This is a genomic window from Phaeobacter gallaeciensis (assembly GCF_001678945.1).
Classification (GTDB): domain Bacteria; phylum Pseudomonadota; class Alphaproteobacteria; order Rhodobacterales; family Rhodobacteraceae; genus Phycobacter; species Phycobacter gallaeciensis_A.
In genome coordinates this window covers 2,943,433-2,968,468 of sequence record NZ_CP015124.1, presented here as the reverse complement: position 1 = coordinate 2,968,468, position 25,036 = coordinate 2,943,433, and the positions used below count along the sequence as shown (strand labels likewise).

Here is a 25,036-nt window from a genome sequence, read left to right as displayed (position 1 = left end):
TTGGTGATCGCTCACGGTTGTGGGGCGGACCTTGCCGCCCCGGCTCATGCGGATTTCTCCGCGCTCATCCGGAACCCTTCGGCCTCGATCTCCATGAACACCCGGCCGACAGCGCCGACCGAGGCATAGAGAACCGAGTTCTTTGCCTTCTCGAGATCCGAAAAGAAGTGACCGGCCCAGGGGCCGATATGGGTGTTGAAGAAGGTCTTCTGATCGGCCAGCGAGGCAGGTTCGCCAAAGCGGCCCGCGATCAGTGCCCCCATCATTTCCATCAGCGAGGCGATATTGTCTTCGGGCTCATAGACGTTCTGCGCCCGGGTCATGCCCCGCGCTGCCATGTCCCGGCGCAGCTGCGCCAGCGGTTTTTCATTCAGGAACCCGGTCAGGTAGTAGCTGGCATAGGGCAGCAGCTCGCCCCGGCCGAGGCCGATGAACAGCTTGTTGAACTCACGCTCTACCGCGGGCGGCTTCGACAGTTTGGCGATCTTGGCCAGCGCGTTGATCGCCACGCCCAGATCGGTGTCATCCCCCTGCAGACCAGCGGTCTGCCCCAGCAGGAACTCATCCGGCGGCGACGCCAGGATGAGACCCAGGAAATTATACAGATCCGCGCGCAGGCGGTCCTCTTCGCTTACCAACGGCGCTGCGGCATCAGCGGTGGCTGTCATGTCTTGCTCCTTGTTCATGCCGTGCCCCGGATCTGGCTCTGGCTTCCATCAAAGGAAAAGCGCATCCGGCGCGGCATCATGTTCCCGGGGGCAGTATCACCGGAATCCCCGCTCGGGTCAGCCTCGGTCTGCGGCTCTTGCCGGGTGGCGTTCCAGTCGTCGGCGGTCTGTGCAGGCCCGGCAGCGACGACCTCAGAGGTCTCCGCAACGATGTCTGTGCCCTGCTCTTCGCTTTCTGCGCCCTCTTCGGGTGCGCCTTCGGCGGGTGCAGCGGCGACTGCCGCTTCGGCCTCGGCCTTTTCTGCTGCCTGACGGGCCAGTTCCTCGACGTGTTTGGTCATGCCCTTGCCCACCTGATAGGCGGTCTGCATGCCCTCCACGACCATGGCGCTGTCGGTGAAATCCTCACCGTAATCGACCAGCCCGTCGATATTGGCCAGCACCGGGTTCAGACGCCACAGGCGGCGCAGGGCGCGGGTGCGAATGCGGGCCGGAACCACGTCACGCAGGAAGACCTTGAAATCGTCGCCTTCCTCCAGCGTGTCGGGATCGGGCAATTCCAGCTCAGCCAGTATCTCGGCGTCGCTCTTTTCCTCCAGCGCCGCGTCGCGTTCTGCTGCCTCAACAGCAGCCTCTGCGCGGGCTTCGGCTGCGGCTTCGGCCTCTACGGCGGCCTTGCGGCGGGACCAGAAATCGCGGCTCATTGCAGGCGCCCCTTCTTGACCAGGGCGGGCGAGCGGTACACGTCGGTCAGCTGCGCGATGCGCGGATCGCCAATGCCATCCTCGGCCTCCCCCACGGTGCGCTTGTCACGGCGGCGTTTCTTGAATTCCTCTTCCTTGAAATGCGCCAGCGCGAATTCCCGCACCCAGGCCACAAGACCAGAGGGCATCGGCACCTTCTCCACAAGTTCCTCGCCGCTGTCGGCATAGTCCTGCGCCTCGTAAGGAGAGGCGGTGACCAGCGTCATTTCCAGCGGGCGGTCGGCATCATCGCTTTCACGCATCACAACGTAGACACAGGGCGGTTCGGCGGTCAGCCCGTGCATATAGGCTTCGGCATCGGCGCGGTGCAGTTCCAGCGGCAGTGTCGCGGCGTGGAATTCGCTGGCGCCGTCTTCCTCGCGCAGCAATTGCCAGTCTGCGGACCGGGCTGCGGGCAAGACGCCTGCCACCTTCCAAGACCATCGTGCCCAGCGGGTCACCCCCGGGGTCCGGCGAAGTACGATGCCAAGCGGCATCACGTCGGTCTTGTCCAAACTACGGCTCACTGGTTGCGCACCCTACATCTCCCTGCGTCGGACAAGTGTGCCGCAAGGTCACGCCTTCGTGAAAGCCTGCTCTGCACCCGATCTGCAAATTTCCCGCAACCCGGACAAATTGGGGCAGACGCAGGGGGGTAGAGTTCCGCCTTGGTCGAATTGTCTATGTCGACAAAAATAATCGGAATACCGCTGTACACAAAACCGCGCGAATCACCCCGGTATTTTGCGCCCCATCCGGGGCCTGCTGCGGGGTGCAAACCGGTTTACGTGGCTTCAGAATCATGCCTAATCTGTGGCCCGGATGGCGGTTATCCGCCCGTCACGCCAGCCCTGATGCAAGCGAGGAAAGAATGGCCAAGCAGTTGATTCTATGCGATTGTTCCGGATCTCAGGAGATCGATTCGGAGCGACTTTCCGACGTCACGGGATTGTCATGTTCAAAGATGCATTCGGCCCTTTGCACCAGCCAGACCGACAGCGCTGCCGCTGCAATCGGTGCCGGAGACGCGGTCATTTGCTGCACTCAGGAACAGCGCCTTTTCGAGGAGATCGCGGGCGAGATCGGTGCCCCCTCTCCGGCCTTCCTCGACCTCAGGGACAGGGCCGGATGGACCGCCGATGAGGGCGATTTGCTACCCAAAATGTCCGCCCTCGTGGCCGAGGCGGCGCTAGATACCTCGGCGGCCAAGACCGTCGATGTGGTGTCCGAGGGCCTGTGCCTGATCGTCGGCTCGGGCGATGTGGCGCTGGCCGCCGCCAAACGGTTGCAGGAAAGTCTGGCCGTGACGGTGCTGCTGACCGGTGACGACGAACCGCCGATGAGCCGCGACTTCGACGTGGTGCGGGGACAGCTGCGGCAGGCCTCTGGCGCGCTTGGCCAGTTTCAGGTCACCATCGACGCCTTGCAGCAGCTCGACACCACCGGCCGCAGCTGGAGCTGGACAGCCCCCCGCGATGGTGGTCGCTCGGAATGCGATATCATTCTGGACCTGACCGGCGGCACGCCGCTGTTCCCGGCCCATGAAAAACGCGAAGGATACCTGCGTGCCGACCCCAAGGGCGTGCAGGCGGTGGCCGATGCAGTGCTGGAGGCCAGCCAACTGGTCGGCACCTTCGAAAAACCGCTCTACGTGCGCAGCGAACCGCTGCTCTGCGCCCATTCACGTGCCAGCCAGACCGGCTGCACCAATTGTCTTGATGTCTGCCCTACCGGCGCCATCAGCCCCAATGGCGATCACGTCAGCATCGACCCGATGATCTGCGCCGGCTGCGGCGCCTGTGCCTCGCTTTGTCCCTCTGGCTCGATCACCTATGACGCGCCGCCCACCGATACGCTGATGCGCCGCATTCAGGTGCTGGCAAAGGCCTATCTCGATGCCGGGGGCAGCGCCCCGCGCCTCTTGGTGGTGAACGAACACGGCGCCGAGATGATCCGCCTTGCGGCCCGGTTCGGACGCGGGCTGCCTGCCGATGTGCTGCCGCTGGAGCTGGAAGCGATGAATACCTTTGGTCATGCCGAAATCCTCGCGGCACTGGCCGCCGGATTTGCCCATGTGTCGCTGCTGATGTCGCCCAAGGTGGACCGCGCAGTGCAGGAGCGTGAGCTGACCCTGGCCCAGGCCATCGCGGGCGACAAGGCCACGCTGCTGGACCTGAACGACCCTGACGCGCTGAGCGATGCGCTGTTTGGCGCCGAAGTGCCCGCGCCGATAAATGAGCCGTTGCGCCCCATGGGCACCCGCCGCCAGATCACCCGTCAGGCCGCTCGCGCGCTGGCGCCTGAGGCCGACATGCTGCCCCTGCCGGATGATGCGCCCTATGGCGCAGTGCTGGTCGATACCGACAGCTGCACCCTGTGCCTGTCCTGCGTCTCCCTTTGCCCCTCCGGCGCGCTGGGGGACAATCCCGACCTGCCACAGCTGCGGTTCCAAGAGGACGCCTGCCTGCGATGCGGCCTCTGCGCCAATGTCTGCCCTGAACAGGCGATCAGCTATGAACCGCGCCTGAACCTCCAACCCGAAGCGCTAAGCCAGGTGGTGGTGCACGAAGAAGAACCCTTTGCCTGCGTCGAGTGCGGCACGCTGTTCGGGGTGAAATCCACCATCGAACGGATCACCGAAAAACTGGCCGGAAAACACGCGATGTTCGCCACCTCGGATGCGGCACGGATGATCCAGATGTGCGACGATTGCCGGGTCAACGCGCAGTTCCATCAGGAAAACAATCCCTTCGAAGGCAAGGAGCGCCCGCGCGTACGCACCACGGCCGATTACCTCAGCAAGCGCCGCGATCACTGATGTTGCAAGGGGGCTCCCAGATCCGCCGGGGTGAGGCTGGACACATAGGCCAGGATCGCCTCCAGCTCGTCCAGCGTCATGGCCACGGGCACGATGGGCGACGGGCGGTCCGCGGGGAAGGGCTCGGTCACATCGGCGACCTGGGTAAAGGACGGGTGCGGGTTCAGCGCATAAAAGGCCTGGAACCTGTAATCCCAGTCCGGCAGCGCCCGCAGCACGAAAAAGGACGGCGTCGATCCGATATCGGTCATGCGCATGTCCTCGGCCACCGCGTGGCAACGCCCGCATTTGCTGCGCGACAGGTCCTGTCCTTTCATCGCGTCGCCTTCGAAGACGATCTCTTCCTCCACCTCGGTGGTGATCTGCGGCAGGGTGAACATCTGCACCCCATCCGGCGCATAGGCGGTGATCGTGCGCGCACCGACGTCCGAGCCGAGCCAGTCCACAAACCGCGCCGTGCCCGGATGGGCGCCATCCAACACCTGCATGTGCCAGAGCGCGGCCACATCCTGAAACACCGGCGTTCCCTTGGGCACGTCGGAAAACGCGGCCTCGGCAGCCTCGCCGGGCGTGACGAGTTCGATGCGCACCTGCGTTTTCAGGGAAAACCGCGGCAGCAGATGTTTCAGAAATCCGGTTTCGACCAGCGCCTGCGGCACCGCCAGCCGGACCAACCGATCCTCGGCCTGACCGGGACTGCCGACCGTCAGCAGCCAGAGCACAAGCACCGGGATCAACGCAGCCCGGCCCGCCGCCGCAGTCCTGATCCAGTGCAGCAATGCAGGCACTCCTGCAAAACTGAGCGCTGCACGCACCCCGGTAAAATTGAGCGCTGCACGCTCTGGCCGGATCGGATAGAGAAAAGACAAACGGACCATTCGAAATGCTAGGGATCAACCTACATTTCAGTCAAGTGTTCCGTACACAGACGCAAACGAACCCACCAAAGGAGTAGACCGGCGTGTCCCTCACCCGTGAAACTGTCCTCGAGGCACTGAAGACCATCACCGACCCCGTCAGCGGCAGCGATATCGTCGCCGCCGGCATCGTGCGGGCCCTGAATATCGAAGACGGCGCCGTGCGTTTCGTGCTGGAAGTCGACCCGGCCCGCGCCGAGGCCTATGCCCCCGTGCGCGACGCGGCAGAGGCGAAGGTCACCGCCCTTGCAGGTGTGGAAAAGGTCTCGGCCCTGCTGACCGCCCATTCCACCAAGGCGCCGCCGCCGGATCTGAAACCGAAGAAAGCCGCCCAGCCCCAGGGACCGCAGAAGATCCCCGGCGTGGATCGCATCATCGCGGTCGCTTCGGGCAAGGGCGGCGTTGGCAAATCCACCGTCTCGGCGAACCTCGCCTGCGCGCTGGCTGCCGAAGGCCGCCGTGTCGGTCTGCTGGATGCGGATGTCTATGGCCCCTCGCAGCCGCGCATGCTGGGCGTGTCCGGCCGTCCCGCCAGCCCCGATGGCAAGACCATCCTGCCGATGCGCAACCACGGCGTCACCATGATGTCCATCGGCCTGATGACAAACGAGGATCAGGCCGTGGTCTGGCGCGGTCCGATGCTGATGGGCGCGCTGCAGCAGATGATGATGCAGGTGCAATGGGGCGCGCTGGATGTGCTGATCGTGGACCTGCCGCCGGGCACCGGCGATGTGCAGATGACCCTTGCGCAGAAGGCCCATGTGGATGGCGCCATCGTGGTCTCCACCCCGCAGGACGTTGCGCTGATCGACGCGCGCAAGGGCATCGACATGTTCAAACAGCTGCACGTGCCGATCGTCGGGCTGATCGAGAACATGTCCACCCATATCTGCTCCAACTGCGGCCATGAGGAACATATCTTTGGCCATGGGGGCGTCGCCGCCGAAGCCAAGAAGCTGAACGTGCCGCTCCTGGCTGAGATCCCGCTGCATCTGGACGTGCGCCTTGCCGCTGATGGCGGCGCGCCGGTGGTGGTCAGCAAACCCGACAGCCCGCAGGCCAAGGCATTCCAGGAGGTGGCGCTCGGCCTCATCCAACGGGGCGCCGCATGAGCGAGGCCACCCCTGCCCTGTCCTTTCCACCGCTGATGTCCGGCGAGGCGGTGACCGGCCCTGAGGACCCGTTCGAGACCGCCTGCAAACGGGCGGTCCTGGGCTGTGATGCCGGTCTGGTGGTCTATAATCTGGCGCATGACACCCTGCGCGCAGCACTGGTCTTTGCCCCCGAAGTGCCACTCACGCGCGCGATGGCGATGCTGCCCACCTGCGGCGTCGGTTTTCAGAACGCGCTTGGCGCGCTGGCCCCGCCCGAGGTCGCGGTGCATCTGGACTGGGGCGGCGCGATCCGCATCAACGGTGCCCGCTGCGGCCGCTTGCGCGCCGCCGCCAGCACAGCCGCCCCCAACGAGGAACCCGACTGGCTGGTGATCGGGCTGGAGCTGCCGCTCTGGCCCAAAGACGAGGACGGCGGCGCCGCGCCCGAGGACACCGCGCTTTATGCCGAAGGCTGCGCCGATGTGGAGGCGCCTGCCCTGGTCGAAAGCTGGGCCCGCCACTGCTTGCACTGGATCACCCGCTGGGAAGAGGACGGCAGCAAACCGCTGCACGAAGAATGGCGCGGCCTCGCCCATGGTATCGGCGAAGAGACCCGGCAGAATGACCTCAGCGGCACCTTCCTTGGCATTGACGAGGATTTCGGCATGCTGCTGCGCGACGGCGACACCACCCATCTCATACCCCTGACAACGCTTCTGGAGACCCCGTGATGCAACTGGCCCGCGCCATCCATTTCGACGAGAGCGATCAAAACGTCTTTGCCAGCCCGGCCCGCACCGGCGAATGGTGCATCTCGGGCGGTTTTGAATTTTCCAACTGGGGCGAGGCGGATCTGACCGGCAAGCAGCGTCAGGCCTTTTCCAATGGCTGGATGGGGCTGGAAACCGGCGGGCGGGTGACCTTCGTCGCGGTGACCAAGATCGAAGAGGCCGAGTTGGAAACCCTGACCGACCTTCTGGCGCATCATTTTGTCAGCTACTACGGCGCGCCGGATGTGGCCGCCGCCCGCCCCGTGGCGGCCGAGGAGATCGCCCACATGGCCGACCTCTGCGCCGATCACGCGCCCAACACCCTGCTGACCGTGATGCGAGAGCTGACCGATGCGGGCGTGCGCGAAAGCTACCGGATGATCGAAGCGCAATCGGCAGGCCTTGAGCAATTCGCCATCCACGGTGATATCGAGGGCTGAGGCGAAGCCCTCCCGCCCGGCGCCGGATCATGGGTATGATCCGCTCCCGTTGGGCCGGGCGCCGCTGACGCGGCGCGGGTGAACGCGTGTGCCTACGTGATCGCAACCCAGAGCACATGGCACGCCATGTAAATGACGATTAGGGACCCGACGGTGTAGAATGTCGCCCGGATTTCATGGGATTGCTTCGTCGTATAGGCCCAGAAGTGCGCCAGCCGCGCCGCAACAAAACCATACATCAGGACATGCGCCAGCCAGACAGAAGGGCCGATTGCAACAAACAGAAGGCCTGCCGCCCAGAAGGCCGGTATGTTTTCCAGGTCATTCCGGTGCATCCGACGGGATCGGTCAACGTATTCATTGACGTCCAGTTGCGACGGATCGGGAGCTGTATTGAGGAACCCTTTTTGAAGGTCTTCGGGACTCGCCCAGCCCGCCCTGACTTTCATCATTCGGTGAACTGTCATCCAACCCTGTGCCATAACCTTGAGCACCAGGAGCGCAGCGGCAATCACATAGGTGACGAAGACCGGATTTTCCAAAGTGAGTGCGGTCATCTTTCGGCTCCCCGTATGGCGCCTTTGGTTGCAGAGGTTACCACCCTGCCTTACCATTGGTAAACAAAGTATCTTACCATTGGTAAGCAGTCAAGGATCGTGTCGATGCCGCACAAGAATACAAGTGATCAGATTTTGGAAACCGCTCGCGACCTGTTGGCATCCGAAGGTCTGGCGGCGGTATCGTTCGATGCGATAGCCCGTCGTCTGGGGTGCACGAAACAAGCGGTGCTCTACTGGTATCCAAGCAAGCATGACCTGCTCGCCGCGATGTTTCTTCCGTGGCTTGAGGCTGAAGCGGAAACCGCAATACAGTCGGTGTCCGGGACCACGAGGCGCGATGAGGCCGTCGAGGCATTTGTCAGAGCCATCGCCGGATTTCATTTTGAGGACCTCGACCGATTTCGGATGATGTATCTGTTGCCGCAGACCATCAAGCAAAGCGTCAAAGCCTCTCACGATGCCGCGCTGCTAGACAAGATTCACCCTGTGACCGACAGGATGTACGGCGCCCTTGCGGATAGGCTGGACAGCGATGCAAAAGGCGTGCGTCAGGAAGCCCTGGCGATACACTCGGCGGTCCTGGGATTGCTGCTCATGTTCGGACTTGCCGACAGTGTGAGAGACCCTTTGAAACACAACGCATCCGAGATGGTCAGCGCGTTGATCGCGTCTCTTCGATCCACATGAAAAACGGTGCCGTATGCATCGTGATCTCCGCCGTGCTCAAACCCGCCCAACACACTTTGCAAACGCCTACAACGCCACCCTAATATCCCCGGCGCCGCGCAAGCGGCGCCCGGCCCAACCGGGCCGGCCCTTCTCACAGAAGGGCCAGACACGGGCGGGAGCACCCCCGCGCATCTGAAATCAGGCGTATTTTTCGAGGAACTCTTCGGCCCGCAGTGCGCGGAAATCGGGCAAAGCGGCCCTAAGGGTGGTATTGTCCCAGTCCCACCAGGCAAGATCCATCATCGCTTCGGCCACTGGTTCAGGGTAGCGACGGCGGATCAGGCGGGCAGTGTTACCGCCGACGATGGTGTAGGGCGCAACATCCTTGGTTACGACCGAACCTGACGCCACAACTGCGCCGTGGCCGATGGTGACCTCGGGCTTGATCATCGCGCCGTGGCCGATCCAGGTGTCGTGGCCGATATGGGCCATGCGGCTGGCGCGATGGGCAAACCAGTCCTCATCGACCCCGGCATCATCCCAATAGTCGGCAGACCGATACAGGAAGTGATGCAATGACGCCTTCTCAATCGGGTGATCCGTCGCCCCGATGCGGGTGAAGCTGGCGATATTGGCAAACTTCCCCACCTCCGCATTGGCGATATCGCAGGTGCGGTCGCAATAGCTGTAGTCGCCAAAGCGGCTGTTCGCGATGCGGCTGCCTGCGCCGATCTCCACATAGGCACCGAAATGGCTACCGGTGATCTGGCAATCGGGATGGATGAACGGCTGATCTGCCTGAAGGCGGGCCATGGTCTGTTTTCCTGTTCCGGTCTCTTGCATACTCAGGGCAGCACGAAGGGCATCTTCTTCTTCTCGCCCTTCTTCGCCTTGTCCCGGCGCGGCTTGCCGGGATCGCCCTGGATCAGGCGGCGGCGCAACATGCCCGAGAACCAGTCCATCAGCATCACCATCACGATGATCAGCACGATGTAATAGGCCACCTCTTCCCAGTCCTTCTGGGTGATGATCGCCTGGGTCAGCAAAAGGCCGATACCGCCGCCAGTGATGGCGCCGATGATCGTGGCGCTGCGGGTGTTGGATTCAAGGAAGTAGAGCAGCTGCGACAGCAGAACCGGGGTCACCTGCGGGATTACCCCGAACCGATAGCGCTGCACCGGTTTGGCACCGGTCGAGGCCACGCCTTCGATCTGCTTTTCATCGACATTCTCCAGCGCCTCCGAGAAGATCTTGCCGAAGGTGCCGGTATCGGTCACCAGGATCGCCAGCGCACCGGTCAGCGGACCGGGTCCGAATGCGCGTGCCAGAACCACGGTCCAGATCAGGCTGTCCACCCCGCGCACGAAATCGAACAGGCGGCGGGTGGCGAACCGCAGGGTGCGGATCGGCATAAAGTTGCGGGTTGCAAGGAAGGCAAGCGGCAACGCCACGATGCCTGCACCGATGGTGCCGAGGAAGGCCATCAGCAGGGTTTCCCCAATGGCCCAGGCCACATCCTGATGGCGCCACATCTTGTTGGTCCAGAAGTCGTTGAAGATCGCGCCCGCTTCACCCGACACTGCGCGGCCCAACAGCGCCGAAGCGCTCATCCCGTGATAGGGACTGTCGAGGGTAAAGAAGAACAGCTCCCAGCCGGTGAAATAGCGGAACACTTCAGAGCGGTTGCGGGTCACTGTCAGACGGCCTGCGTCGGTCTTGATCGCCAGACGGTTCTTCGATGAGCTGATCCAGTCCGGTACATCGCCCGCGGGAAACTCGGCCTGCACCCCGGCGCTTCGGCTGGGGGTGGCGCGCACGGTGCCGTAGCCGGGAATGTCATATTCCACGGTTTCAGGTCCAAAGCGCACGGTATGGCCGTTTTCCAGATCGATCACCGTGGTTTCGCCAAGGCTCACCCAATCCGGCGCCTCGCCTTCGGGATAGCTGCCCTTACGCTCACCTTCGATAGCGACCGAGACAGAGGCATCGCGGTTGTCGCGCGTCACATGGGTCTTGTAGCTGTAGCTGTCGCTGACAAGAGTGCGGGCGTTTTCAAGACTGGCACGCTCCCACAGGCCCGGCACGTCGAAGGCGAAAAAGACATAGGCCATATAGACCAGCACCACCAGCGGCACCGCAAAGGCCGTCAGCTTCTTGGTGCGGAACAGCCCCGCCATCTCCTGCTTCAGCGCGGCGGCGTCACGGCGCGCGCCTGCACCCGGGTTCACATCCAGAGTCGTCATTGTTTGGCTCCATTGATCAGCCGGTCACGCAGCTTGCCAGAGATCTGATCGACCACGACGATGGTGACGAACAGGAGGATAAAGATGGCTGCGGCCTCGTCGTAGCGGCCCTTGCCCCAGGACATGGCGTTCTTCAGCTCGTAGCCGATGCCGCCCGCGCCGACGAAGCCAAGGATCGCCGACGCGCGAATGTTGATTTCAAACCGCAGCAGCGCATAGCTGACATAGTTCGGCCCCACCTGCGGGATGACGCCAAGCCACATGCGCTGTGCCCAGGTGGCCCCGACCGAGGACAGGCCTTCGACCGGCTTCAGCGAGGCGTTTTCGTTCACCTCGGAAAACAGCTTGCCCAATGCCCCCGCCGTGTGGATGGCAATGGCGATCATGGCAGGCACCGGGCCACCACCCAGGAGGAAGATCAGCACCAGCGCGATGACGATTTCCGGGATCGCCCGGCAGATATCCATCACCCGGCGAAAGACCGGGATCAGCGATGGCCAGAGCGCCATGCCCCGCGTCGCCAAGAGCGACAGAAGCGTGCCGAAGATGGCACCGATCAGGGTCGAGGCCGCCGCGATATTCAGCGTCTCCACCAGCGCCGGGAAGAAATGCACCACCTGGCCGGGCAGCTCTGTCACCTTCTCGGCAGCTTCGCTCAGCACCTCGGCCGGGTAGTCGAAAATACGGGTGAAGCCGTCGGCAAACGACCCGGCATTGCGGTCATCTGCCGTGCGGAACCCCGCCACCATCATGGCAACAAAGACGATCAGAAGGATCGACCCGTAAAGACGCTTGCGCCGGGTGAGGTCGACATATTCGGCGCGGATGGCCTCGGTCGAGGAGGCACCGGAAGGCGGGGCCGCTGTCAGATCTGCCATGGGGTTTCCTGGGGATATATTGGTGTTCGGATGGGCCTCTGATCGCAGGGACGCCCCTGCAAGGGCGCGCGTCAGAGGAATACGGGGCCCGGCACAAAGACCGGACCCCGCCGCGTTGGTCCTAAAATCAGTTGGACTTCAATTTGCGTGCTTCGATGATCACCTCGTAGGCATCGTGGGTGATCGGCATGAAGCCTTTGGCTTCACCCGCGGCCACACCGTAGAAGCAATCTGCATCCATGGATTTGAGGCTTGCCATCAGGCCGGTCATCTTGACCTTGACGTTTTCAGGCAGGTCCTTGCGCAGAACAACGGGGCCTTCCGGGATCGGCTTGGACTGCCAGATTTTGACCAGGTCGTTCATGTCGACGAGACCGGCATCAACCGCCTTGCGCAGGGCGCCGGAGTTGTAGCCGTCTTCCCAGTTGCCCAGGCCGTCGGCCCAGGTCACACCGGCGTCGATATCGCCGTTGTTGACCGCAACGATGGTCTGCTCGTGACCGCCGGTGAACTTCACTTCACCAAAGTAGTCGCCCGAGGTCATGCTGGCGCCGGTTGCCTGCGGGATCTCGATCGAGGGGATCAGGAAGCCGGAGGTGGAGTTGGGATCGCCAAAGCCGAAGACCTTGCCTTTGACGTCTTCCAGCGCGGTGATGCCGCTGTCCTTGCGGGCAAAACCAACCGAGTAGTAGCCGTAGCCACCGTCGTTGTTCACTTTCACCAGGATCGGCTCAACCGCTTCGGGGTCGGACAGGAAGGTCTTGGCATAGCCAGAGGCGCCCAGCCAGGCCATGTCGATGGTGCCGCCCAACAGACCCTGGATCACGCCGTTATAATCAGCGGGGGCGAACAGCTTGGTTTCGACGCCCAGCAGATCTTCGGTCTTGGCGCGCAGGCACTCGTTGTTGTTCATGCGGTCCTGGGCGTTTTCACCGCCAAGGATGCCGATGCGGAATTCCTGAATGTCCTCGGCCATGACCGGTGTGGTCAGGGCAGTTGTCATCAGGGCGGCAGCAATCAGTTTTTTCATCTCTAGGTCACTCCGGTTTGGTTTGGGCCCAAAGCCTCGTGCTTTGGGATGATGAAAGAGGGTGAAGATCAGAGCGCGGCGGCCTCGGCCTCTCGGATGGGGCCTTCGGTACGCGTCAGCGTTTCGATCTCGGTGGATGTCGCGGCTTCTGAGAAATCGGCGCCGGCGCCGTAGATCTCGCGGGCAACGCCGGTGGTCAGCTGCTCGGGTAGCCCGTCAAAGACGATGCGCCCGTCCCGCATCCCCACCACCCGGTCGCAATAGCGGCGCGCGGTATCCAGCGTGTGGAGGTTGGCGATGACGGTGCGCCCGTCTTCTTCGTGGATGCGGCGCAGCGCCTCCATCACGGTCTGGGCATTCATCGGATCGAGTGAGGCAATGGGTTCATCCGCCAGGATGATCTTCGGGTCCTGCATCAGGGCGCGGGCGATGGCGACGCGCTGTTGCTGCCCGCCCGACAAGGCCTCGGCCCGCTTGGCCGCGTGTTCGGCAATGCCCAGACGGTCCAGAATGTCGATCGCCCGGTGGATGTCTTCCATCGGATATAGGTTGAACATGGTCGCCAGCGCCGAGCGGCGGTTGAGCGTGCCATGCAGCACGTTCGACACCACATCCATGCGCGGCACCAGGTTGAACTGCTGAAAGATCATCGCGCAGTCCGACTGCCAGGCGCGCTTCTCACGCCCTTTCAGCCGGGTCACATCGCGCCCTTCGAACAGGATCTGCCCTTCACTGGCATCGCCCAAACGGTTGATCATGCGCAGCAGGGTCGATTTTCCCGCACCGGAGCGGCCGATAATGCCGATCATGCAGGGCTTGTCGATGTCGAGAGTCGCGGTATCCACCGCGGTCTTGTCGCCAAAGCGTTTGGTGAGTTTTTGTATGCGCAGCACAATCGGCCCCCGTTCGTTTCCGGGACTGCCTAACGGTGCTCCTCAAATCATTTGTGTAATCGCGGTGAATTATTTGTAACGCGGACCGCCCCGCGGTGCCAAAACCGTCATGCCCGCGTCACAGAGCGCACCAAGGGCCACGGGCCACAGGGCAACGGGGGGAAATAGCGGGCAAGGACAAACTGCCCCCTGTAAACCGCGCCCGCGCCAGTCTATATGCGCAGAAGACCCTCCACCAGCGCCCCAGTATGCAGGAACCCCTCCCATGTCCTTTGACCGCAGTGTTAAGATCGCCCCCTCCATCCTCTCCGCCGATTTCGCCAACTTCGGCCAGGAAATCCAGGCCATCGAGGCCGAAGGCGCCGACTGGGTCCATGTGGACGTGATGGACGGGCATTTCGTGCCGAACCTCACCTTTGGCCCCGCAGCGGTCAAAGCCTTCCGCCCGCATGTGAAAACGGTGATGGATGTGCATTTGATGATCGCGCCGGTGGATCCCTATATCGACGCCTATGCCGATGCGGGCGCCGATGTTCTGACCGCCCATGTCGAGGCAGGCCCGCATATTCACCGCACTCTGCAAGCCATTCGCGCGGCAGGCATGAAGGCAGGCGTTGCACTCAATCCCGGCACCCCGGCCGAGGCTGTGGCGCATCTTCTCGACCTCACCGACCTGATCTGCGTGATGACGGTAAATCCGGGCTTTGGAGGGCAGAAATTCATCGACATGACCGGCAAGATCGCGACGCTGCGCCAGATGATCGGCGACCGTCCCGTGCATATTGAAATCGACGGCGGTGTTGATCCCAGCACCGCACCGCTGGTGACCAAGGTCGGCGCCGATGTGCTGGTGGCCGGCTCTGCGGTCTTCCGCGGCGGCTCGGTCGATAACCCGGGCGTCTATGGCGAAAACATCCGCGCCATCCGCGCCGCCGCCGAAGGCACCTGGACCTGAGGGAACCTCCCCTCCTGCCGCCGTCTCCATCGGAGACGGCATCTGAGGGAGAGCGGCGGGTCAAGGGCTGCGCCTGCAGCCGCGCCAACGGCGCGGTTTACCCTTGAGGCGGCGCTCTCCTGGCCCAACACTGGGCGTCGCGCTTTCAGGGCAGACCTGCCCCTGAAACGCCTCTCAGCAGATCTTTCCCTGCGCCGCGCAGCGGCGCCACGCCCAACCCCGCACAAGGCCTGCCCCGCAGGCCGCCCGTCCGGGGACGGGAGCGCCCCGCTCACGCCTCTTGCAGCCGGTCCGCAAAAGTCTCCAGCAATTTGTGCTTCAGGATCTTGCCCGTCGGGGCCGCAGGCAAGGCTTCGACCAGGATGATCTGCGCCGGACATTTGTATCCGGCCAGCTGACCGCGCACGAATGCCATCAGCTCTGCCGGATCCGGCGCATCGCCCGGCACCACCTGCACAAAGGCCAGAACCTCTTCATCGCTGCTGACCCTGCGCCCGACCACGGCAGATTGCACCACCTGCGGATGGGCATTCAGCGCCGCCTCCACCTCGGGCGGGAAGACATTGAAACCACCGTGGATGATCAACTCCTTCGAGCGCCCCTCGATATGCAGGAACCCGCGCGCGTCCAGACGGCCCATGTCACCGGTGTGCATCCAGCCTTCTGCGTCCAGAACTTTGGCGGTTTCCTCGGGGTTGCGATAATAGCCCAGCATGATGTTCGGCCCACGCGCCAGAACCTCTCCCAGCCCATCGCCACCGCCCGGAACGCTCTCATCGATGCGCACCTCGACCCCGGGCATCGGCGGACCGGTGGAAATGTCAGGATCCCCCAACTGGCTGTTCTTGGTGGCGCAGACCCCGGCAGTGGTCTCGGTCATTCCATAGCCATTCTGCAGGGCCACCCCGTAAAACCCTTCGGCCTTGCGCTTCCATTCGGGATCCAGCGGCGCCGCCCCGGAGGAAACGTACTGCAAGACCTCGCTGCCAAGCCGTTCCAGCCCCTGTTCCTTGGCGTATTGCATCACCAGCGCGTGCATCTGCGGCACCGCCGCCAGACGCGTTACGCCCCGGCGCAGCGCCTCATAGAGTTTCGCCGCCGAGAAACGCACCTCCAGCCAGACCTCGGCCCCGGACAGGATCGCCGCCGTCATCACTGAAGCCAGACCAAAGACATGGGTCATCGGCAACACGCCATAGATCACATCTCCCGGTCCCATATCGCGCAGCTCGGCCGAGGATTTGCCGCCAAACAGCAGGTTCGCATGGGTCAGCATCACCCCCTTTGGCGCGCCCGTGGTGCCAGTGGTGTAAAGCAGAACCGCAACCTCCTCCGGTGCATCGGGATTTGAGGCATAGAGACAGGCCAGATGCAGAGTGCCAAAGGCGCCACTGATCTCGCGTGCCTCAAGCCGCGCGGCATGGGCCGCAGCCTCGGGGGAAATTGCAGAGGTGCACAGCACCGCCGCCGGGCGCGCGTGGGACAGGATCCGGTCCACTTCCCCCGCGCTCATCCTTGCATTGACCGGCACGGCTATGGCCCCGATCCGCGAGGCGCCCAGCATCGCTGCCACCGCCGCGCAGCAGTTTTCCGACAAGACCATGACCCGGTCACGCGGCTGCACGCCAACCTTGCGCAGATTGTCTGCCACCGCCTCTACGGCTGTCGAAAGCTCGGCATAGCTCCAGGCCGTGCCGCCGCTGTCGGAAAAGGCCGCAGCCTCCGGCCGCTCGGCCACCTGAGCGGCCAGTAAATCATGCCATCGTTCCATTGCCCTCTCCTCCCAAATCCGGCGCCGGTTATGTCGTGGGTGCAGGCCCTGTGCGGGCCGGACCCTAGCCGCTGAACTGCGGCGCGCGTTTTTCCAGGAAGGCCGCGATGCCCTCGCCTGCCTCCTCGCCGCCAGCCGCACGGGCCATGGCGGCGCATTCCGCATCAAGCTGTGCAGTTTCTGCCGCCTCATAAGCGCTGGAGACCAGATGCCGGATGGTGCCCTGCGCCGCGCGCGGGCCCTGGGCCAGCGCATCGGCCAGACTGTGCGCCGCGCCAAGAACGCGCTGCGGCGCCACCACTTGATTGACCGCGCCGAGGGCAGCCAACTGTCCGGCTGTCACCGGCCGACCCAAAAGACACATTTCCATCGCCAGCGGACGCGGCAGCATCCGAGCCAGCGAGGCGGTCAGCCCGCCATCCGGCACCAGTCCCGCCTTGACGTAGGCGGCGGTGAATTTCGCCCCATAAGAGGCCACGATCAGATCCGCTGCCAGCGCCAGCGACAGACCGGCCCCGGCCGCGCCGCCCTCGACGGCGGCGATCACCGGCACCGGGCAGTCCCGGATCCCGCGCATCAGATCATGCAGGTTGTTGACCTTGGCGCGGCGCTCGTCCTCGCTGAGGCCGCGACGTTCGATCAGCACGTTGAGATCGCCGCCCGCGCAGAAAAACCCACCTTCCGAGGTCAGCAGCACAGCACGTATGCGCGGCTCCTGCGCCAGATCCAGCGCCGCCTGAATGGCGTCGTAAAGATCCTGCGACAGGGCGCCCCGGCGATCCGGGTTCATATTCACGACAACCGCGCGGTCGCCAAGATCGTCCATCCGTGCACGTCGGGTCATTTCCGTATCCTCTTGAAAATTCCGTTTGCCGTGGCCAGCAGGCGGCCGGTGTCATCAAACAGCTCCCCATAGACATAGGCGATGCTTTTGCCGCCCCCCGTAGGCCGGGCGCGGGCCGTAATGGCCCCGGTCCGCGTCGACCCCACATAGGAGAGGTTCAGCGAAACGGTGACCAGGTCCGCGTTTCCGTCCGGATCGAAGAACTGCATTGCAGTATTGCCGCAGACCACATCCAGAACCGTGGCCACCATGCCGCCATGGACGATGCCATGGCGGTTCATATGCCGGGGCTCCAGCTCCAGCGTCACGGTGCAGGAGCCATCCCGGGTATCGACCTCGGTCCGGTAGCCAACCATCTGTTGACAACCGGGTTCCTCGATCAGGCGGACCTCGCCGGTATCACGCGGCGCTGAGGTCAAGAAAACGCTCCAGCTGCGTGTCCGCATCACCAAAGCGGTGCTCCGCCATGACGATTCGTTTGGCGATATGGGCCAGTTCGTATTCCTGCGTCATGGCGATACCGCCGTGCAGCTGGATCGAATCCTCGGCCACCAGACGACCTGCACGGCCAATCAGGTTGCGCGCCGCCGCCACGTTGAGATCGCGCATCCGCGCGTCGCCTTCCAGATGGCCGGCCGCGTTGATCACGGCCGAGCGCGCCTGCTCGATCTCGATCAGCAGATCCGCCACCCGGTGCTGCAGCGCCTGGAAGGTGCCGATCGGGCGGCCAAACTGGCTGCGGGTCAGCAGGTACTGACGGGTAAGCTCGGTTGCGGTTTCCATCGCGCCCAGGGTTTCGGCAGCCAGCGCCACCTCGGCGCGGGCAAAGACCCCGGCCATGGCAGACCATGCGGCGCCAGCACCGCCCAGACGGGCAGAGGCAGGCAGGCGCAGGTTATCCAGCTCGACCTCGGCAGCGCGACCGCCAGCCAGCAGCGCATAGCCGCGCAGCGACAGGCCCTCGGCATCGCGGGGCACCAGGAACAACGAGATCCCATCGGTCGCATCCGCTGCGCCGCTTTCGCGAGCAGAGATCACCAGGTGATCGGCAGCCTCGGCGTTGACGACAACAGCCTTGCGCCCGTTCAGAACGATCTGATCACCCTCGGCCTGAGCCGTGGTTTCCACGCGCGACAGCTCATAGCGGCTGTTCGGCTCGCCGTGCGCAAAGGCCAGCTGCACGGCGCCGCCGATCACCTCTTCAACGAGAGCCTTCTGATCGTCATTGCCCAGTGCCGCGATCAGACCACCACCCAGCAGTGCGGTGTCCAGCAGCGGCTCAACCACGCCGGCGCGGCCCAGTTCCTCGAACACGGTGGAGATATCGAAACCAGCGCCGCCAAACCCGCCGTCTTCCTCGGAAAACAGCGCACCGATGACACCCAGTTCGGCCAGCTGGCCCCAGATATCGGCGGAAAACCCGGTCTCGCTTTCCAGGATGTCGTTGCGCACGGATGTCGTGTAGCGGTCCGACAGGAAGCGACGCAGGCTGTCCTGCAGCATCTGCCGCTCTTCGGTCAGGTCGAAGTTCATGCCCGGCCTCCCATTTTCACTTTTGCGATGATGTTCTTCTGGATTTCGTTGGAACCGCCAAAGATCGACAGTTTGCGGTTGTTGAAATACTGCGCGGCAACGGCAGCCGTGCCTTCGGGGCCGACCGGCGGTTCATTGCCGCCTTCCACCGCTTCGGAGGCAAAGGGCATCGCGTAAACGCCCGCGGCCCGACGCGCCATATCGTTGATTTCCTGACGGATTTCGGTGCCCTTCACCTTCAGCATCGAGCTTTCGACACCCGGCGCCTGCCCCGAGGCCGCAGCCGAGATGATGCGCAGGTTGGTGGTGGACATGGCCATCAGATCGATCTCCGCCTGCGCCATGCGGGCCGCGAAATAGGGGTTTTCGATCAGCGGGCGGCCCTTGTGCATCTGCACCCGCGCCAGACGTTTCACCGCATCCAGACCGGCCTGGCTGAATCCGACACCGGCGATATTGGTACGTTCATGGGTCAGGAGGTACTTGGCGTAGGTCCAGCCCTTGTTTTCCTCGCCCACCAGGTTTTCGACCGGCACTTTCACATCGGTGAACCAGACTTCATTCACCTCGTGGGTGCCGTCCAGCAGGATGATCGGGCGCACTTCGATGCCCGGCGTGTCCATATCGATCAGAAGGAAGGAAATGCCTTCCTGCTGCTTGGCATCGGGGTCGGTACGCACCAGGCAGAAGATCCAGTTGGCGTGCTGGCCCAGCGTGGTCCAGGTCTTCTGGCCGTTGACGATATAGTGGTCGCCCTCGCGCACCGCCTTGGTTTTCAGGCTGGCTAGGTCAGAGCCCGCGCCCGGCTCGGAATAGCCTTGGCACCACCAGTGTTCGCCGCTCAGGATCTTGGGCAGGTAATAGTCCTGCTGTTCCTTGGATCCGAATTTCTGCAACACCGGCGCCAGCATGGTCAGGCCAAAGGGCACGATGCGCGGTGCATGAGCGCGGCAGCATTCCTCTTCGAAGATATGGCGCTGCACGGCATTCCATTCGCAGCCGCCAAATTCGCGCGGCCAATTCGGCGCCAGCCAGCCCTGTTCGTTCAGGATGGCATGCCAGCGTTCGTGGCCTTCCTTGCCGAGGCTGCGCCCCTCGCGGACCGCATCCGACATTTCCTTGGGCAGTTTCTCGTCCAGAAAACGCTGCACCTCCTCGCGGAAGGCCTGTTCTTCGGGGGTGTAACTCAGATCCATTTCATTCTCCTCATGGCCCTTTGGCACGATCCAATCGGGCCGGGCGACATCCGGCGGGCGATGACTGCCCGCCGGGTGCCGCGTGGTCTTTGATTGCGGTTCAGTAGATTTCGAACAGGCCCGCTGCGCCCATGCCGCCGCCGACACACATGGTGACGACGCCCAGCTTGGCGCCGCGGCGCTTGCCTTCGCGCAGGATGTGGCCGGTCATACGGGCGCCGGTCATGCCAAAGGGGTGACCGATGGCGATTGAGCCGCCGTTGACGTTGCATTTCTCGTCATCGATACCCAAACGGTCGCGGCAGTAGAGCGCCTGGCTCGCGAAGGCTTCGTTCAGCTCCCAGATATCGATGTCATCCACCGTCAGCCCGTGGCGTTCCAGCAGCCGCGGCACGGCAAAGACCGGGCCGATGCCCATCTCGTCCGGCTCGCAGCCTGCAACGCAGAAGCCTTTGAAGGCGCCCATAGCCTCAAGCCCGCGCTTCTCGGCCTCCTTGGCCTCCATCAGCACAACCGCTGCCGCGCCATCGGACAATTGGCTGGCGTTGCCTGCGGTGATGAAGTTGCCGTCGCCGCGCACCGGCGCCAGACCAGCGAGACCGTCGAGCGTGGTGGAAGGACGGTTGCATTCGTCGCGGTCCACGACAACGTCCTTCATCGAGATCTCGCCGGTTTCCTTGTCCTTCACCGCCATGGTGGTGGAGACGGGAATGATCTCATCCTTGAACAGACCGGCTTCCTGCGCCGCAGCGATACGCTGCTGGCTGCGCAGACCATAGGCGTCCTGATCTTCGCGGCTGATGCCATAACGCTCCGCGACGATATCGGCGGTTTCGATCATAGTCATATAGACGGCGGGCTTGTGCTCTTTCAGCCAGGCTTCCTGCACGGGGCGCAGTTTCGGCTGCACCATCGAGATGCTTTCCACCCCACCTGCCACCATCGGGCCTGCGCCTTCGCAGATGATCTGCTGCGCCGCCAAGGCGATGGTCTGCAGACCGGAGGAGCAGAAGCGGTTCACGGTCATGCCCGATGCGGTGACCGGCAGCCCGGCGCGCAGAGCAATCTGGCGGGCGATATTGGCGCCGGTTTCCCCTTCGGGAGCGCCGCAGCCCATGATGCAATCCTCGATCTCGGCGCCTTCGATCCCGGCGCGGGCCATCGCGGCCTCGACCGCGGCACCGCCCATGGTGGCGCCGTGGGTCATGTTGAAGGATCCCCTAAAGGATTTGGCCAGCCCGGTACGGGCGGCAGAGACGATAACGACTTCTTTCATATCAGCTGTTTTCCTTGTTCAGATCGTCGAATGTGCGCCCCTCGGCAACCAACTGCTCCAGCAGCGGCGCGGGCTGCCAGAAATAATCGTCTTCTTCGGCGTAGGATTTGATGTTCGCCAGAAGCGTATCCAGCCCCTGCATGTCGGCCCATTTCAGCGGCCCGCCACGATAGCGCGGGAAGCCGTAGCCGAAGAGCAGCGTCATATCGACGTCCAGCGGACGGCGCGCGATACCTTCGCCCACCACCTTGGCGGCCTCATTGACCATGGCCGCCATGTAGCGGGTCACGATCTCTTCGTCGGTGAACTCTTTCGGGGTGATGCCCTTCTCGGCGCGCTCTGCCTCGATCAACTCGGCCACCTCGGGGTTCGGGGTGCCGCCGCGCTTGCCTGCCTCGTAGACGTAATAGCCCTTGCCGGTCTTCTGGCCAAAGTTGCCCGCCTCACAGATTTTGTCCATGTAGCTGCTGTCACGCTCGCGCGGGTCCATGCCCTCGGCGCGCTTGCGCTTGCGCACGGCCCAGCCGATGTCGAGCCCCGCCAGATCCGCCACCGCGAAAGGCCCCATGGCGAAACCGAAATCGGTCAGCGCCTTGTCAATCTGGTACGGAGAGGCACCGTCCAGAACCATGTGATCGGCCGCCTTGCGATAGGTGGCAAGGATCCGGTTGCCGATGAAACCATCGCAGACGCCGGCGCGGACCGAGATTTTCTTGAGCCGCTTGCCCAGCTCGAACCCGGTGGCAACCACGTCGAGCGCGGTCTTGTCGGCAACAACAATCTCCAAGAGCTTCATCACATGCGCCGGAGAGAAGAAGTGCAGACCGATCACATCCTCGGGACGCGAGGTGCTGGCGGCGATCTCGTTCACATCGAGATACGAAGTGTTAGAGGCCAGGATCGCGCCTTTCTTGCAGACGGCATCCAGCTTACCAAAGACCTCTTTCTTGACGCCCATTTCTTCGAAGACGGCCTCGATCACCAGATCGACATCGCTCAGTGCATCGTAATCGGTGGCGAGAGTCAGCGCCTCACCGGTCAGATGGTCGAACTTCTCCTGGCTGATCTTGCCGCGCTTCAGCGCGCCCTGAAGGTTGCCCGCGATGCGGCCCTTGGCGGCTTCGGCGGCCTCGGCGGTCATCTCCAGCATTACGACAGGCAGACCGGCCAGCAGCGCTGCCGTGGCGATGCCTGCCCCCATGGTGCCGCCACCGATAACGCCGAGGCTGTTCAGCGCGCGCGGCTCAACGCCCTTCAGCTCCGGCAGCTTGCTGACTGCGCGTTCCGAGAAGAAGGCATGGATCATGCCCTGCCGCTGATCGGTGCTCATCAGCTCCATGAAGAGTTCCCGCTCACGCTTCATGCCCTCGTCAAACGGCAGCTCGCAGCAGGCCTGAATGCCGCGGATCGCAACCGCAGGTGCCAGCAGGCCGCGGCCTTTTTTCAGCACAGAGTCATAAAGCGCATCGAAATCGACGGATTCGGGCGCGGGCATTTCGCTGATGGCGCGGCGCGGGGCGCCCTGATCCAGCAGTTCCTGCGCATAGGCAAGGCCGATCTCGCGCGGCTCGCCCTCTTCGACGCGGTCCAAAATGCCGAGGCTCAAAGCTTCCTTGGCGCCGACCTGACGGCCCGAGGTGATCACGTCAACCGAGGCGTCAATACCAATCAGACGCGGCAGACGCTGGGTGCCACCGGCGCCCGGCATCACGCCGATCAGCACTTCCGGCAGACCGATACGCGCGGAAGGCACGGCGATGCGATAGTGCGAGCCAAGCGCGATCTCCAGACCGCCGCCCAGTGCGGTGCCATGCAGCGCCGAAATCACCAGAAGCGGCGACGATTCGATGCGGGTGCAGACATCGGGCAGAAACGGCCCCTGCGGCGGCTTGCCGAATTCGCGGATATCGGCGCCGGCGAAATAGGTGCGACCGTCACCATAGATCAGCACCGCCTTGGCGCCTTCCGATTCGGCCCGCTCGATCCCGTCCACCAGGCCCTGGCGCACGTCCAGGCCCAGCGCATTTACCGGCGGGTTCTGCGCCTTGAGGACCGCAATATCCCCAACGCGTTCGTATCCAATGGCATCCGTCATCCGTATTTTCCTCTCCTTGGCGGGGCTGCGGGCCTCTGGCCTTTTGCACACGCCCCCTGTTCCTGTCGGGATCTAGCCACGCCCTCCTCCGCGCGCCAAGGCCGGTCTTTGCCGCCCTTGCCAGAACCCGGCGTCATCTGCGGAGCCGCAGAATTCAGGCCAGCGGTCTGACTGTCAATCCCTATTCCACTATGTAGAACATTGTTCCACTAATTTGACAGCACCCTAGGCCGCGTCCCTTCGCCTGGCAAGTAATATCATTGCGCGCAGGAAGTATTTTCGGCAGCAAAACACCGAGACCCTATTCTCTTCACCCTAACGCGCAACAAGGGCGCCCACTGTCGCGGGCGCCCTTGTTGCGCTTTCAAGATTTGGTGATCCGGCAGGCGCGCAGACGTCTATCCCTGCGGAATCAGTCCCTCAGCCACCCAGCCATCGAAGATCTCAAGCGCCTTCTCAGCGAAGGCTGCGTCGTTGATATGACAGTCCAGCGCGTGCAGCGTCGCAATGCCCGGGCAGGCCGCGCGCATTTCATCGCAAAAGGCCGACAACCCCTCGGCATCGTGCAGATCGCCGCCGGGGCGGTCCCATTCGTTGCAGCCCTGCTCGGGCAGCAGCACCGCGACCGGGGCGGTGGCGCCTTGCAGCTTGTCACTGATGGTACGGGCGACAAGGCGGCGCTCGTCGGCGTCCAGAACCGCCGAGGTCAGCAGCCGGTTGTGGGCATGGCTGGGTCGCCCCTGTAGCTGCGGCGGGGTCTCTTGCCAGCCGACAAAATCCACCAGATCATAACAGCCCGGCGCCACCAGCTGCGGGGTGCCCGCGGCTCCTGCATTGGTCATCCGGTCCGCGCCCGCCGACAGACCGCCGAACAGGTGATTGGTCACCTCCTGCGGGGCGAAATCCATCACCGCAGCAAAGGCGCCTTCGCTGGCAAGGCTTTCAAAGGCCCGCCCACCCATGCCGGTGGCGTGGAAGACGGCCACCTCATAGCCGCGGTCCTCCAGCGCCGGTTTCAGCGTCACCATATAGCGCAGCACCGTTTTACCAAAGGAGGTCATGCCGATCAGTGGCCGCTCCCGCTTTGGCGGCTCCACCGCACGGGCCGCGCCCAGAACCGCGCCCGCCGCCTGGCTCAGCGAAGCCTTGCAGACCGAGTTCAGACCATAAAGCCCCCCGGCCCAGAGGATCATCTGCACATCCGCCGGGATACGCTCGGGCGGCATCAACGGTGAAAAAGACACGGTGGAGACGATATATTTCGGCACCCCCAGCGGCAGCGCCGCACAGAGGTCCAGCGCCAGATCGGTGCCCATGGTGCCGCCCAGCACGATCACCCCGTCGATGGAACCAGCACGATAAAGCTCCAGCGCCTTGGCTGCCGATCCTTTCGCCATGATCTGCATGGCGGTGTTTTCATCGCCGCTGTCGATGGCGGCCTGGATGGAGCTGCCGCCTGCCTCGGCCACCTGATGCTTGCTGATGTCGGTGGGCTGGCTCGGATCGCCCAAGACGCTGACATCCATGGTCAGGACGCCGCCGCCCTGCCCCCGGATCACATCCGCCAGGTAGGCCAGCTCGGCATCCTTGGTGTCATAGGTCCCGGCGATCAGAATGGTTTTATCGGGCATCTTGTCATTGCC

24 protein-coding genes are annotated in these 25,036 nt (G+C 63.5%); 6 read left to right on the top strand and 18 right to left on the bottom strand.

Annotation, left to right across the window (positions count from 1 at the left end):
- Positions 1-44: 44 nt before the first annotated feature.
- From JL2886_RS14110 to JL2886_RS14100, 3 genes are read right to left on the bottom strand one after another with little or no spacing between them, the layout of a single operon-like run.
- Positions 45-686: a TorD/DmsD family molecular chaperone gene (locus tag JL2886_RS14110; RefSeq protein ID WP_065272591.1), complete on the bottom strand. Its 642-nt coding sequence runs from the start codon at positions 684-686 to the stop codon at positions 45-47.
- Positions 683-1,372: a DUF3306 domain-containing protein gene (locus JL2886_RS14105; RefSeq protein WP_065272590.1), complete on the bottom strand. Its 690-nt coding sequence runs from the start codon at positions 1,370-1,372 to the stop codon at positions 683-685. The genes JL2886_RS14110 and JL2886_RS14105 overlap by 4 nt, the downstream gene beginning before the upstream one ends.
- Positions 1,369-1,908, bottom strand: coding sequence for a DUF3305 domain-containing protein (locus JL2886_RS14100; RefSeq protein ID WP_065273714.1), 540 nt, complete (start codon positions 1,906-1,908; stop codon positions 1,369-1,371). The genes JL2886_RS14105 and JL2886_RS14100 overlap by 4 nt, the downstream gene beginning before the upstream one ends.
- 374 nt (positions 1,909-2,282) lie before the next feature.
- Here JL2886_RS14100 and JL2886_RS14095 point away from each other — a divergent pair, with 374 nt between their 5' ends.
- Positions 2,283-4,229, top strand: a complete 1,947-nt coding sequence (locus tag JL2886_RS14095; RefSeq protein ID WP_065272589.1) for a 4Fe-4S binding protein — start codon at positions 2,283-2,285, stop codon at positions 4,227-4,229.
- On the opposite strand, the gene JL2886_RS14090 is transcribed toward JL2886_RS14095, so the two are convergent.
- Positions 4,223-5,107 (bottom strand): hypothetical protein, encoded by an 885-nt coding sequence (locus JL2886_RS14090; RefSeq protein WP_237028377.1) that lies wholly within the window; start codon positions 5,105-5,107, stop codon positions 4,223-4,225. The two genes, JL2886_RS14095 and JL2886_RS14090, sit on opposite strands and share 7 nt — an antisense overlap.
- Positions 5,108-5,190: 83 nt before the next feature.
- Between JL2886_RS14090 and apbC the strand changes: the two genes are divergently transcribed.
- From apbC to JL2886_RS14075, 3 genes are read left to right on the top strand one after another with little or no spacing between them, the layout of a single operon-like run.
- Positions 5,191-6,258, top strand: coding sequence for an iron-sulfur cluster carrier protein ApbC (gene apbC, locus JL2886_RS14085; RefSeq protein WP_065272588.1), 1,068 nt, complete (start codon positions 5,191-5,193; stop codon positions 6,256-6,258).
- Entirely contained in the window at positions 6,255-6,971 is a 717-nt protein-coding gene (locus tag JL2886_RS14080; RefSeq protein ID WP_065272587.1) for a biotin/lipoate--protein ligase family protein, read from the top strand. Before apbC ends, JL2886_RS14080 begins: the two co-directional genes overlap by 4 nt.
- Positions 6,971-7,450 (top strand): DUF6505 family protein, encoded by a 480-nt coding sequence (locus tag JL2886_RS14075; protein ID WP_065272586.1) that lies wholly within the window; start codon positions 6,971-6,973, stop codon positions 7,448-7,450. The genes JL2886_RS14080 and JL2886_RS14075 overlap by 1 nt, the downstream gene beginning before the upstream one ends.
- Positions 7,451-7,542: 92 nt before the next feature.
- On the opposite strand, the gene JL2886_RS14070 is transcribed toward JL2886_RS14075, so the two are convergent.
- A complete protein-coding gene (locus JL2886_RS14070) occupies positions 7,543-8,007 on the bottom strand; it encodes an MAPEG family protein (protein ID WP_065273712.1) in 465 nt (154 codons plus the stop codon).
- 105 nt (positions 8,008-8,112) lie between these two features.
- Between JL2886_RS14070 and JL2886_RS14065 the strand changes: the two genes are divergently transcribed.
- Positions 8,113-8,697 carry a TetR/AcrR family transcriptional regulator gene (locus tag JL2886_RS14065; RefSeq protein WP_065272585.1) on the top strand — a complete coding sequence of 195 codons (585 nt, stop codon included), beginning with the start codon at positions 8,113-8,115 and terminating at the stop codon, positions 8,695-8,697.
- Positions 8,698-8,877: 180 nt separating this feature from the next.
- On the opposite strand, the gene JL2886_RS14060 is transcribed toward JL2886_RS14065, so the two are convergent.
- The 5 genes from JL2886_RS14060 to phnC all read right to left on the bottom strand — a co-directional run bounded on the left by JL2886_RS14060 (position 8,878) and on the right by phnC (position 13,723).
- Complete coding sequence (locus tag JL2886_RS14060) at positions 8,878-9,492, bottom strand: chloramphenicol acetyltransferase (protein ID WP_065273711.1); 615 nt, start codon at positions 9,490-9,492, stop codon at positions 8,878-8,880.
- 32 nt (positions 9,493-9,524) lie between these two features.
- Positions 9,525-10,922, bottom strand: a complete 1,398-nt coding sequence (gene phnE, locus JL2886_RS14055) for a phosphonate ABC transporter, permease protein PhnE (protein WP_082996090.1) — start codon at positions 10,920-10,922, stop codon at positions 9,525-9,527.
- Complete coding sequence (phnE, locus tag JL2886_RS14050) at positions 10,919-11,800, bottom strand: phosphonate ABC transporter, permease protein PhnE (RefSeq protein ID WP_065272584.1); 882 nt, start codon at positions 11,798-11,800, stop codon at positions 10,919-10,921. The genes phnE (JL2886_RS14055) and phnE (JL2886_RS14050) overlap by 4 nt, the downstream gene beginning before the upstream one ends.
- Positions 11,801-11,927: 127 nt before the next feature.
- A complete protein-coding gene (phnD, locus tag JL2886_RS14045; protein WP_065272583.1) occupies positions 11,928-12,830 on the bottom strand; it encodes a phosphonate ABC transporter substrate-binding protein in 903 nt (300 codons plus the stop codon).
- Positions 12,831-12,898: 68 nt separating this feature from the next.
- Positions 12,899-13,723: a phosphonate ABC transporter ATP-binding protein gene (gene phnC / locus JL2886_RS14040; RefSeq protein ID WP_065272582.1), complete on the bottom strand. Its 825-nt coding sequence runs from the start codon at positions 13,721-13,723 to the stop codon at positions 12,899-12,901.
- Between the two features lie 265 nt (positions 13,724-13,988).
- Here phnC and rpe point away from each other — a divergent pair, with 265 nt between their 5' ends.
- Positions 13,989-14,678: a ribulose-phosphate 3-epimerase gene (gene rpe / locus JL2886_RS14035; protein ID WP_065272581.1), complete on the top strand. Its 690-nt coding sequence runs from the start codon at positions 13,989-13,991 to the stop codon at positions 14,676-14,678.
- Positions 14,679-14,949: 271 nt separating this feature from the next.
- On the opposite strand, the gene JL2886_RS14030 is transcribed toward rpe, so the two are convergent.
- The 8 genes from JL2886_RS14030 to JL2886_RS13995 form a co-directional block, all read right to left on the bottom strand.
- Entirely contained in the window at positions 14,950-16,449 is a 1,500-nt protein-coding gene (locus JL2886_RS14030; RefSeq protein WP_065272580.1) for a class I adenylate-forming enzyme family protein, read from the bottom strand.
- Positions 16,450-16,513: 64 nt separating this feature from the next.
- Positions 16,514-17,293, bottom strand: a complete 780-nt coding sequence (locus JL2886_RS14025; RefSeq protein ID WP_065272579.1) for an oxepin-CoA hydrolase, alternative type — start codon at positions 17,291-17,293, stop codon at positions 16,514-16,516.
- Positions 17,290-17,712, bottom strand: a complete 423-nt coding sequence (locus tag JL2886_RS14020; RefSeq protein WP_335645278.1) for a PaaI family thioesterase — start codon at positions 17,710-17,712, stop codon at positions 17,290-17,292. The genes JL2886_RS14025 and JL2886_RS14020 overlap by 4 nt, the downstream gene beginning before the upstream one ends.
- Positions 17,693-18,826: an acyl-CoA dehydrogenase family protein gene (locus JL2886_RS14015; protein ID WP_065272577.1), complete on the bottom strand. Its 1,134-nt coding sequence runs from the start codon at positions 18,824-18,826 to the stop codon at positions 17,693-17,695. The genes JL2886_RS14020 and JL2886_RS14015 overlap by 20 nt, the downstream gene beginning before the upstream one ends.
- Positions 18,823-20,022: an acyl-CoA dehydrogenase family protein gene (locus JL2886_RS14010; RefSeq protein ID WP_065272576.1), complete on the bottom strand. Its 1,200-nt coding sequence runs from the start codon at positions 20,020-20,022 to the stop codon at positions 18,823-18,825. Before JL2886_RS14010 ends, JL2886_RS14015 begins: the two co-directional genes overlap by 4 nt.
- A 100-nt stretch (positions 20,023-20,122) precedes the next feature.
- A complete protein-coding gene (locus JL2886_RS14005; protein ID WP_065272575.1) occupies positions 20,123-21,298 on the bottom strand; it encodes an acetyl-CoA C-acyltransferase in 1,176 nt (391 codons plus the stop codon).
- A 1-nt stretch (position 21,299) separates the two neighbouring features.
- Entirely contained in the window at positions 21,300-23,393 is a 2,094-nt protein-coding gene (locus JL2886_RS14000) for a 3-hydroxyacyl-CoA dehydrogenase NAD-binding domain-containing protein (RefSeq protein ID WP_065272574.1), read from the bottom strand.
- A gap of 398 nt (positions 23,394-23,791) precedes the next feature.
- On the bottom strand, positions 23,792-25,024 hold the full coding sequence (locus JL2886_RS13995) for a Tm-1-like ATP-binding domain-containing protein (RefSeq protein WP_065272573.1): 1,233 nt from the start codon (positions 25,022-25,024) through the stop codon (positions 23,792-23,794).
- Positions 25,025-25,036: the final 12 nt, after the last annotated feature.